Here is a 10,457-nt window from a genome sequence, read left to right on the forward strand (position 1 = left end):
GGAAGGGATGGGGGACCGGGGGCAGGCCAACCCCTCCCGCGCCCGCGGAGGGGAATCCCGTCCCCCGGGGACACATCGCAGGAAGAACCCGCCTCGTGGGGGGAGGCGGACCTCCCCCCGTTGCGGGCAGCGCTTACTTGGGCATGGCCGCCAGCACACGCTCAGGGTAGGCGGGCAGATGGGTCACCCGCGCGCCGCAGGCGTTGTAGATGGCGTTGATGATGGCCGGATGCGGGCCGCACAGCGGGATCTCCCCGGTGCCGGACGCGCCGAAGGGGCCGTCGGGACGCGGGGTCTCCACGTAGATGAGCTCGATGTTGTCCGGGATGTCCTTGATGGTGGGGATACCGGCGCCGGCCATGGTGCTGTGCTTCTTGATGTCCTCGTAGTCCTCGGTGAGAGCGAGGCCGATGCCCTGGGCGATGCCGCCGTAGAGCTGACCGTCGGTGATGAGGCGGTTGGCCACCTTGCCGATGTCGGCCACCATGGTCATCTTTTCCACCGTGGTCTTGCCGGTGGCCACTTCCACGGCCACCTCGGCCATGAACAGGCCGTACATGTAGCAACAGAAGGGTTCGCCCTGACAGTTCTTGCCGCAGTCGCGGGCGGGAGCGGTCCACTTGCCGTCATGGTGCACGGCGCGGCCTTCGGCCTTCATCTCGTCGTAGGTGAAGAAGCCGCCGCCGTTGGGCTTGCGCATGGCTTCCACCAGCGACTCGCAGGCCACGCGGATGGCGTTGCCCGTCATCACCTGCGAGCGCGAACCGCCGGCCGGGCCGGAGTTGGGCGTCTTGCTGGTGTCGTTCATGACGAGACGGATCTTTTCCACGGGCAGACCGATGGGCCGCAGGGCCTCATGGGCGGTGCACTGCGCGCCGGAGTCCGCGCCCTGGCCGTGATCTTCCCAGGTGCTGCCGACCGTCACCGAGCCGTCGGGATTGAGTTCCACCCAGGCCTCGGAGGAGTCCGGGCCGTCCAGACCGGCGCCGTAGACGGCCAGGGCCAGACCCACGCCACGCTTGACCTCGGCGGTGGATTCGGCTTTCACGCGGGCCTTGGCGGCTTCATACTTGGGCCGCAGGGCCTTGAACATGGTGGGCAGGTTGATGACTTCGGGCTTCTGACCGGTGGGCGTGGTGTCGCCTTCCTTGTAGCAGTTGAGCTCGCGCAGATCGAAGGGGTCCATGCCCAGCTTTTCGGCCAGTTCGTCCATGAGCACTTCGGAGGGGAATTCCGATTCCGGGCCGCCGTAGCCGCGGAAGGCCGCGCCCCAGGCGTGGTTGGTGGCCACGGTGCGGCCGTCGCCGCGGATGTTGGGGATGCCGTAGCCCGCGCCGATGAACTGGGCCCCGCGCAGGGTCAGCAGGTCGCCGAATTCGGAATACGGGCCGTGGTCGCAGGTCCAGTCGGTCTCCATGGCCTTGATCTTGCCGGTCTTCTTGTCGGCGGCCATGCGGACGGTGGTCCAGAAGGGCGAACGCTTGCCGGTGTACTGCTGCTGTTGCTGATAGTTGTAGCGCAGATGGCAGGGACGGCCCGTAGCCAGCACGGCCACGCCGATGAGGGCCTCCATGGTGGGGCTGAATTTGTAGCCGAAGGTGCCGCCCGTGGTGTTCTGCACGAGCACCAGCTCTTCGGGGAATTTGACGCCCAGGCCGGGGGCGATCATGAGCGCGTGCAGATGCAGGCCGATGGACTTGGAGTGGATGACGAGCTTACCCTCTTCATTGAGGTAGCCGTAGCCCACGTCCGGCTCGATGTTGAGGTGCGGCTGACGCTGGGTGTAGAAGCTGTCCTCCACCACCACGTTGTTGGGATCGTCAAAATAGGGTTTGGTGTCCTCGCCCTTTTCGATGTGGGGCTCGTAATAGATGTTGGGCGTGCCGGGATGGATCTCGATGGCGTCGGGGGCCATGGCTTCGGGCGCGCTCATGTATTCGGGCAGCAGCTCAAGGTCGAACTTCACCTTTTCGGCGGCGGCGCGGGCGTGTTCCTCGGAATCGGCGCAGACGATGGCCAGCGCGTCGCCGTACTGGAACACCTTGGTGTCATTGAGGATGGGACGATCCCAGCCGTCGCCCTTGTTGTCGGCGAAGGTGATGAGGCCGGTGATGCGGTTCTTGCCCTTCACGTCCTTGTGGGTCAGCACGCGCACCACGCCGGGCATCTTCTCGGCTTCGGAAGTGTCGATGCCCTTGATGTTGGCATGGGACACCTTGGCCTGGGCCAGCGCCAGATGGAGCGTTTCCGGCGGCATGTGCACGGCGGCGTCCGCGCCGTATTCGGCAAGGCCCGTCACCTTGGCCACGGCGCTGGGACGCGGCAGGCGCGAACCGAACACCCGGCCGTCGGCAGGCATCTTGAAGGTGATGTCGTCCAGCGTCTTTTCCCCGCGCAGCACGGCGGCGGCGTCCATGACGGCGTCCACCAGCGGGATGTAGCCGGTGCAGCGGCAGACGTTATGATGTTTCTGGAACCAGTCGCGCACGTCTTCGCGGCTGGGATTGGGGTTGCTGTCCAGCAGGCCCTTGGCCGAGACGATGAAGCCCGGCGTGCAGAAACCGCACTGGGCCGCGCCGTGATACATCCAGGAGACCTGGAGCGGATGCAGGTTGTCAGGGGTGCCGATGCCTTCCAGCGTGGTGACGGCGGCATTTTCGGGCACGCGGCGCATCTTCACGATGCAGGCGCGCGTCACCTTGCCGTCAAGGATGACCGTACAGGCCCCGCACTGTCCCTGCCCGCAGCCCACCTTGACGCTGGTAAGCTGCAGCTGATTGCGCAGAACATCCACCAGGGTGGCGTCGGGACTGACCATGACCCTGCGGGGAATGCCATTGACCACAAGCGTTTTCGTTTCCATACGCGACTCCATGCGAAACGGCTTGATGATGACCGGCCGGAAGACCCGGCCATTGTATGCGGCAGTCGGGCCTCGCGGCCCAAGCTCCCTGTACGGGTGAAGACGCGCCGCCGGCCGCCCGAAAAGCCGGTGCTTTTCCGGGGGCTGCGCCGCACCGGAGAAATGCCCCGCATTCCCCGCGCTTCGCCCAACCTCCATCGCCTTTGCCGGGGGCAGTCGTGGCCCTGGGGCCTCCCCGGCGTGCGGCGGCGCATCCGACCGTTCCTCTCCCGCGACGGAAAGGGCACGCCCCGGCAAGATGGGGCATGGCGGATCGGAAAAACGCTTTGTATGAGGTACGAGTCACATTAGACCATTTTCCCTCAAAGGGAAAGGCCTTTCTCCGCCAGCCCCTGAGAAACGCCGAAAAAACCGTTTTTAACGGATATTCCCCCTTGTGGTTCACAGGAAAAGGGGATACCTTTCCCGCAGTTATCCCTATGCAGGGCCTCTCCCCTGAAGGCGCTGTGAATTGCGTGCATTTCCAGGCATCCCATCCCCCTGTGATGTTGGAGTAGTCCCATGCTGGCCACCGCATTTGATGGTCTTGACGACCTTGTATACATCGCGGATCTGGAAACCTACGATCTGCTCTACGCCAACCGGGCCTGCCGCCAGAATTTCCATATCCAGGACAGTCCCGGCAAGTGCTATGAAGTGTTGCAGGGGCTGAGCCAGCCCTGCGACTTCTGCACCAATCAAAAGCTGCGCGAACACGGCCGCTGGGCCTGGAGCTGCTTCAATCCCCTGCTCCAGCGTCATTTCGACCTCTATGATTCCGTCATCGATTTCCGGGGCCGCAAGGCGCGCCTGGAGATAGCCTATGACGTCACCGACCATGTGGCGGAAAAGCGCCTCATCCTGCATGGCGACATCGAGCAGCTCATCGCCCACTGCGCCCGCCTGCTCAATGACGATACCGGCAACCTGCACACCCTCCTCAACATGACGCTGGAGGAGATCGGCCGTTTCCTCGAGGCCGACCGCTGCTACATCTTCGAGATCCACGGGGGGACGGCCAGCAATACGCACGAATGGTGCCGCAGCGGCGTCTCGCCGCAGCAGAAGAACCTGCAGCATGTGCCGCAGGCCGCCTATGCCCGCTGGCTCGGCCCGCTGCTCAGCGGCAGCAGCGTTTTCCTCCCCGATGTGGAGGACATCGCCCGCATCAGCCCGGTGGAATACGCCTATCTCAAGCCGCAGGGCATCAAGTCGCTCCTCGTGGAGCCGCTGAACGTCTCCGGCGAGCTGTTCGGTTTTCTGGGCGTGGACAATCTGGCGCCGCACCGCGTGCAGGAAACCCGCATCACGCTGGCTTCCATCAGCAAGTTCATGGGCTCCACCATCGAGCGTTTCCGCCTCATCACCACGCTGGCGCACCACTCCCACCATGACGCCCTGACCGGACTGGGCAACCGCCATCTGTTCCGGCAGGAACTGGAAGCGCTCTCCGGGCCCGGCGCCGCCATCCTGCTGCTCGAGGTGAACGGCCTCAAAAAGATCAACGAGACCTACGGCATGCAGTACGGCGACGAGCTGCTTGCCCGTATTGGCGACATGCTGGGCAAGCTGGTGGAAACGGGGCGGGCCTTCCGGCTCAACGGCGGAGAATTCGCCATCCTCTGGAACAGCATCGACCGGGCGGCCTTCGCCGACACCCAGCAACGGCTGGAATCCTTCTTTTCCGGGATCCTGGGCTTTTCCGCCGCGGTGGGCGGCTACTGGATGGATGCGGGGGATCGCCCCGGGCAGGCCCATACCCGCGCCGAAAAGCAGATGTACCAACAAAAGCGGGCCCACTACCGCCTGCAAGGCGGCAGCCGCTACCGGGCCGAAATGGACGATATGCTGCGCCTTGCCCAGCCGGGCACTCTGGAACAGATGCTGGATGACGGCAAGGTCATCACCTACTGGCAGCCCAAGTACAGCCTGAAGGACGGGCGTATCTGCGGGGCGGAGGCGCTCGTGCGCCTGCGGCACGGCGACGAGGTCCTTTCTCCGGGGCAGTTCATGCCTCTGCTGGAATCCCTGCACCGCACCTACCTGCTGGACTATTTCGTCTTTGAGGAGGCCTGCCGCTTCCTGCGCCGCAGACTGGACGAGGCGCGGTCCGTGGTGCCCGTCTCCACCAACTTTTCCCGCAACACCTTCGTGATGCCCGATTTCCTCGACAGGCTGGAGACCATCCGCCACCGCTACAACATCCCGCTCGCGCTGCTGCAGGTGGAGATCACCGAGACCGTGGACGCCGCCGATCAGGCCGTCTTCCAGGACATGGCCCGCAAGCTGCACGCGCACGGCTTCTGTCTGGTCATCGACGACTTCGGCGTGGCGCATGCCAATCTGGCCACCCTGGCGGAAGTGGACTTTTCCGTGCTCAAGCTGGACAAGCGGCTCATCCACTCGCTGGAGAGCAATCCCCGTCTGCTCAAGATCCTGGAGATGCTCATCCTGACCAGCCATTCCCTGCGCATCAACACCGTGGCCGAAGGCGTCGAGCGTCCCGAGCAGCTGGCCATCCTTTCCGGCATGGGCTGTCACGAAGTCCAGGGCTTCCTCTTCTCCCGTCCCCTGCCGCTGGAACAGTTCCAGCAAAAGCTGGACGCCGCGGCCCCGCCACGCGGCGACATGGACCGCGGTCCCGGCAAAAGTCCCTGCGGCTGCCGTTCTTGAAATCTTACAACAAAAGTCATATTCTTTTTGCGGAGTTTTTACACGCCTCCCGCCCGGACATGCCGTCCCCTGATGTGGAGTCATAGCAATGCTGGCCAACTTCTTCGACGGGCTCTCGGATCTGGTGTACGTTGCCGATCTGGAGACGCATGACCTTCTCTATGCCAATGCGGCCTGCCGTCAACGGTTCAGGATAGCTGATCTTGCGGGAAAAAAGTGCCACAAGGTCTTTCACGACAGCGATACCCCCTGCGAAAGTTGCACCCGCCAGCCTGTCCGCCGTCGCGAGCAGGTCTATCTGCCGCACCTCAACGCGCACTTCAAGATCTATGAGGCCTTTGCCGCCTGGCAGGGACGCAAGGCCCGGCTGCTCATCGCCCGGGAGACCACCCCGCAGGTACGGGCACAGCAGCTCCTGCGGCGGGAACGCGGCGTGGAAAGCCTCATCGACCACTGTTCCCGCCTGCTGGCGGAAGACTCCGGCAATCCGTACACCCTTATCCTCCAGGTGCTGGAAGAGATCGGCCTTTTTCTGGAGGCGGACCGCTGCTCCATATTCGAGCTTCGCGAGCGGAAGGCCTGCAATACCCATGAGTGGACGCGCGAGGACATCAGCCAGCTGCGGGACAGTCAGCTCGACCTTCCCGAAGCGACCTATGCGGACTGGCTGCCCCGGCTGCGTCAGGGGGAGATCCTCCAGCTTGACGGCGTACGGATCGGCGCGGGGCAGGGATCCGGCGACGGCATGCGCCTGCGGGACATCTCCTCCTTCCTCATCGCGCCGCTCGTGGTCTCGGGCCGCCTTACCGGTTTCCTTGAAGTGGAGAACCCGACCCGCAGCCGGGTGGAAGAAGCCCGGACGGCCCTTGCCGCCATCAGCAAGTTCATCGCCGCCACCATCGAGCGTTTCCACCTGCTCAATACGCTGGAACACCACTCCCGGCACGATCCTCTGACCGGCCTCGGCAACCGGCACGCCTTCCAACATGACGTGCAGCACCTCAGCTCACCCGGCGGGGCCGTCGTGCTCCTTGAAGTGAACGGCCTCAAAAAGATCAATGAGGTTCACGGCATCCAGCATGGCGACGACATGCTGATCCGCCTGGCCGCTCTGCTGGGCGACATGGAGGCCGGCGCGCATCCCTACCGCCTGAACGGCGGCGAGTTCGCCCTGCTCTGGAACTATGTGGGCAAGGACGTTTTCCATGAGACCCTGCGGCGGATGCAGGTCATCCTGTCGGGCACGCTCGACTTTTCCGCGGCGGTGGGCGGTTACCGGCTCGGGGACGGCGAAGCGCCCATGACGGCCTATACCCGGGCCGAAGCGGAGATGTTCGCCAACAAGAAGGCTTTTTACCGCCACCGGGAAAGCTGCCGCTACCGACCCGAAGCCGACCATATCCTGGAGCTGGCCCGTCCCGGCGTGCTGGAGCGCATGCTTGCCGACGGCAGCTTCCTTACCTACTGGCAACCCAAGTTCAAGGTGGCGGACAGAAGCCTCTGCGGCGTCGAGGTGCTCATCCGCCTGAAGAAGGACGGCCGCATCGTCCCGCCGGACCAGTTCATCCCGCTGCTGGAGTCCCTGCACCGCTGCCATCTGCTGGATTTCTTCGTCTTTGAGGAGGCCTGCCGCCATCTGCGCATCTGGCTGGACGAGGGACGGGAGGTCGTCCCCGTCGCCACCAACTTTTCACGCCACACCTTCGTCCTGCCGGATTTTCTGGAACAGCTGGAGCGCATCCGCACCCGCCATGCCATCCCGCTGGAACTTTTGCAGGTGGAGATCACCGAAAACGCCGATTCGCGGGAACATGAGCGCGTCCAGGAAATGAGCCGCCTTCTTGCCCGCAACGGCTACCATCTGGCCATTGACGACTTCGGGGTGGCCCACGCCAATCTGGCCACGCTGGCCGAGGTGGACTTTTCCGTACTCAAGCTGGACAAGCGGCTCATCTCCGCGCTGGAGGACAATCCCCGCCTGCCCAAGCTGCTGCATATGCTCATCATGGCCAGCCACAACCTCTCCATAACCACCGTGGCCGAAGGGGTGGAGCGGGACCGGCAGCTGGACATCCTGGCGGGTCTGGGCTGTCAGGAAGTGCAGGGCTATCTGCTGGCGCATCCGCAGCCTGTGGAAGACTTTCAGCAGCGCCTCCGCATGGCCGCCTCGCCCGCCAGCTCGACGGACGAGCCCGCCGCGGCGGACGGCCCCCGCCCGACCCCGGCCTGATGCCCGCCCGACGCGGGCGGACGGCGCTACTCCTCTTCGGCCGGCATGGCCTCCATGGCTTCCATGACCGTCTTGCGGGGATGGGTCGCGCAGTACACGTCCATATGGGCGGCCAGTCTGGACATCCACTCCGCACTGAAAACAGTATTGTTCGTCGCGGCGCTCATATAGCCGTCGACCCACATCAGGATAAGCGGAAGCTGCTCCTCGTTGGTCAGGATATCCTTGCAACGGATCCGTGCGATGTCGATCTCCGCAGCCCGGGCAAGGCAGGGCACAGCGCAAAGGATGGCAAGGACAACGGCGGCGATACGTCTTTTCATGGCAGTCTTTCCGTGGGCATGCCGCTTGCGGAGCGGCGTTGAGAGATCAGGACACGCGCCGCCCGCCTCCTTTCTCCGGCGCTAGAGCATTTTGCCTTTAAAAAAGGGCAAAATGCGAGGCGGCGGCACAGCGCCGCCCGGCCCAAAGTGAGCGGAAAAACCGCGTTTTTTCCGCGAAACGCCAGACGTTTCAAACTGAAAGTGCTCTATGGCCGAAAAGCGCGGCACTGACGGAAACGCGCGCGGCGCTTCCCGGACGGCATGCGTATGCGTCCAGAACCTAGGGGAAGCCGCAAGAGCTGTCAACGAGGAGCTTGCCGGCGGCAGGCCCGCACGCGCCCCTTGCCATCATGTCCCGCCTGACGCATACTGCCTCTCCATTCCTTTGCCGGGAGGCTACACATGCTCGATCTTTCCGCCATCTGGCAGGCCACGCGCCAGGCCACGCCGCTCGTGCACTTCATCACCAATTATGTGACCGTCAACGACTGCGCCAATATCACCATCGCCGCGGGCGGCTCCCCCATCATGGCTGACGATCCGGCCGAAAGCGAGGACATCGCCGGGCTGTGCGCGGCGCTCGTCCTCAATATGGGCACCCCGTGCGCCCGTACGCATGAAGCCATGCTCGCCGCCGGCAAGGCGGCCAACAGGCTCGGCCATCCCGTCGTCTTCGATCCCGTGGGCGCCGGGGCTTCCGCCTTCCGCAACAGGCTGGCCCTGGACATCTTACAGCATGTCAGGCCCACGGTCATCAAGGGCAATATCTCCGAGATCCGCTTCCTGGCCGAGGGCATCGGCTCGGCGCGCGGCGTGGACGCCTGCCCGTCCGACCTGATCAGCGAAGAGCGGCTTGCCGAAGCCCTGGCTCTGGCCCGCCGCCTGCAGGCGGCCACCGGAGCGGTCGTCGTCATCAGCGGGCCCATCGACCTTGTGACGGACGGCCCCACGGCCTGGGGCGTGGACAACGGCCATCCCTTCATGTCCCGCCTGTCCGGCACCGGCTGCATGTCCGCCGGGGTCATCGCCTGCCACTGCGGGGCCAATCCCGCCGCGCCGCTGGAGGCCGCCCTCTGCGGCATGTGCTGCATGGGCATCAGCGGCGAACTGGCCCACGAGGCCCTTGGCGACAGCGCGGGCACGGGGAGCTACCGCATCGCCCTGCACGACGCCATGAGCCGCCTCGACGCGCCCCTGCTGCAACGACGCTGCCGCGTGCGGCGATTGGCATAGAAACACGCGACCCCGTCAGAGAGGCCATCATGAACCCCAAAGTCGTCGTCATCACCACCGGCGGCACCATCGCCATGCTGCATGACGCCGCCACCGGCGGCGCGGCCCCGGCCCTCAACGGCAGCGAGCTGGTGGACGGCGTGCGCGGCCTGGAACAGGTCTGCCCGCTGGAAGTCTGCGAATTCTCCAACCTGCCCAGTCCGGCCATGACCCCGGACCGCATGTACGAACTGGCCGCCCTGGTGCGCCGCCGCCTTGCCGAGCCGGATGTGGCCGGCGTGGTCATCACCCACGGTACGGACACGCTGGAAGAAACGGCCTATTTCCTCGATCTCGCCGTGGACAGCCCCAAGCCGGTCTGCCTCACGGCCGCCATGCATGCCGAGGACGAGCTCGGCCCGGACGGCCCGCGCAACCTCATGAGCGCCGTGCGCGTGGCCGCTTCCCCGCAGGCGCGGGGCATGGGCACGCTGGTGGTCATGAACGACCAGCTCCACGCCGCGCGCGAGGCCGCCAAGACCCACGCGGCCAATGTGGCCACCTTCCAGTCCCCCTGGTGGGGGCCCATCGGCACCGTGGATGATGACCGCCTCATCTTCCGGCGCGCGCCCCTGCACCGGCAGACCCTCTGGCCCGCCAACCTGCACCGGCGCGCCGACCTCATCAAGATCGTCACCGGCGATGACGGCAGCCTCATCGACTTCGCCGTCTCACGCGGGGCCGAGGGGCTGGTCATCGAAAGCTTCGGCCGCGGCAACGTGCCGCCCACCGTCATGCCCGCCCTGCGGCGGGCGCTGGAACGCGGGGTCATCATCGTCAATGCCACCCGTACCGGCGGCCGCGTGCTGGACGTCTACGCCTACGACGGCGGCATGGTGCAGCAGCGCCGCATCGGCGTCATCATGGGCGGCGAACTGAGCGCCGCCAAGGCCCGTCTCAAGCTGCTGCTGGCCCTGAACCTCGAACCGGACGGCCAGGCGCCGCAACGGGATCGCATCGCCCGCTGGTTCGACACGGATTAGGGCCTGTTAACACTATTCGTTACTTGTTTGGGGGGAAGGGGAACCCCTCGCTCTGCTGTCGATGTCCGTAAGGC

The 10,457-nt window shown here is 65.1% G+C and carries 6 protein-coding genes; 4 read left to right on the top strand and 2 right to left on the bottom strand.

Going from position 1 to position 10,457, the window contains the following annotated elements; all coding sequences use genetic code 11:
* Positions 1-133: 133 nt before the first annotated feature.
* The gene (locus Q0K12_RS11790) at positions 134-2,863 is read right to left on the bottom strand and encodes a molybdopterin-dependent aldehyde oxidoreductase (RefSeq protein WP_297263169.1); all 2,730 of its coding nucleotides are present in this window, start codon (positions 2,861-2,863) and stop codon (positions 134-136) included.
* Between the two features lie 561 nt (positions 2,864-3,424).
* On the opposite strand from Q0K12_RS11790, the gene Q0K12_RS11795 reads away from it, so the two are divergent.
* Both Q0K12_RS11795 and Q0K12_RS11800 read left to right on the top strand, forming a co-directional pair.
* On the top strand, positions 3,425-5,575 hold the full coding sequence (locus Q0K12_RS11795; RefSeq protein ID WP_297263170.1) for a sensor domain-containing phosphodiesterase: 2,151 nt from the start codon (positions 3,425-3,427) through the stop codon (positions 5,573-5,575).
* 88 nt (positions 5,576-5,663) lie between these two features.
* Positions 5,664-7,805: an EAL domain-containing protein gene (locus tag Q0K12_RS11800; protein ID WP_297263171.1), complete on the top strand. Its 2,142-nt coding sequence runs from the start codon at positions 5,664-5,666 to the stop codon at positions 7,803-7,805.
* Between the two features lie 26 nt (positions 7,806-7,831).
* Here the strand turns inward: Q0K12_RS11800 and Q0K12_RS11805 are convergent, their stop codons facing one another.
* Positions 7,832-8,128 (bottom strand): HdeA/HdeB family chaperone, encoded by a 297-nt coding sequence (locus Q0K12_RS11805; protein ID WP_297263172.1) that lies wholly within the window; start codon positions 8,126-8,128, stop codon positions 7,832-7,834.
* 402 nt (positions 8,129-8,530) lie between these two features.
* Here Q0K12_RS11805 and thiM point away from each other — a divergent pair, with 402 nt between their 5' ends.
* Complete coding sequence (thiM, locus tag Q0K12_RS11810) at positions 8,531-9,361, top strand: hydroxyethylthiazole kinase (protein ID WP_297263173.1); 831 nt, start codon at positions 8,531-8,533, stop codon at positions 9,359-9,361.
* Between the two features lie 29 nt (positions 9,362-9,390).
* Positions 9,391-10,383, top strand: a complete 993-nt coding sequence (locus Q0K12_RS11815; protein ID WP_297263174.1) for an asparaginase — start codon at positions 9,391-9,393, stop codon at positions 10,381-10,383.
* The last annotated feature ends 74 nt before the right edge of the window (positions 10,384-10,457 follow it).

The sequence above is a fragment of the uncultured Desulfovibrio sp. genome (assembly GCF_944324525.1).
Classification (GTDB): Bacteria; Desulfobacterota; Desulfovibrionia; order Desulfovibrionales; family Desulfovibrionaceae; genus Desulfovibrio.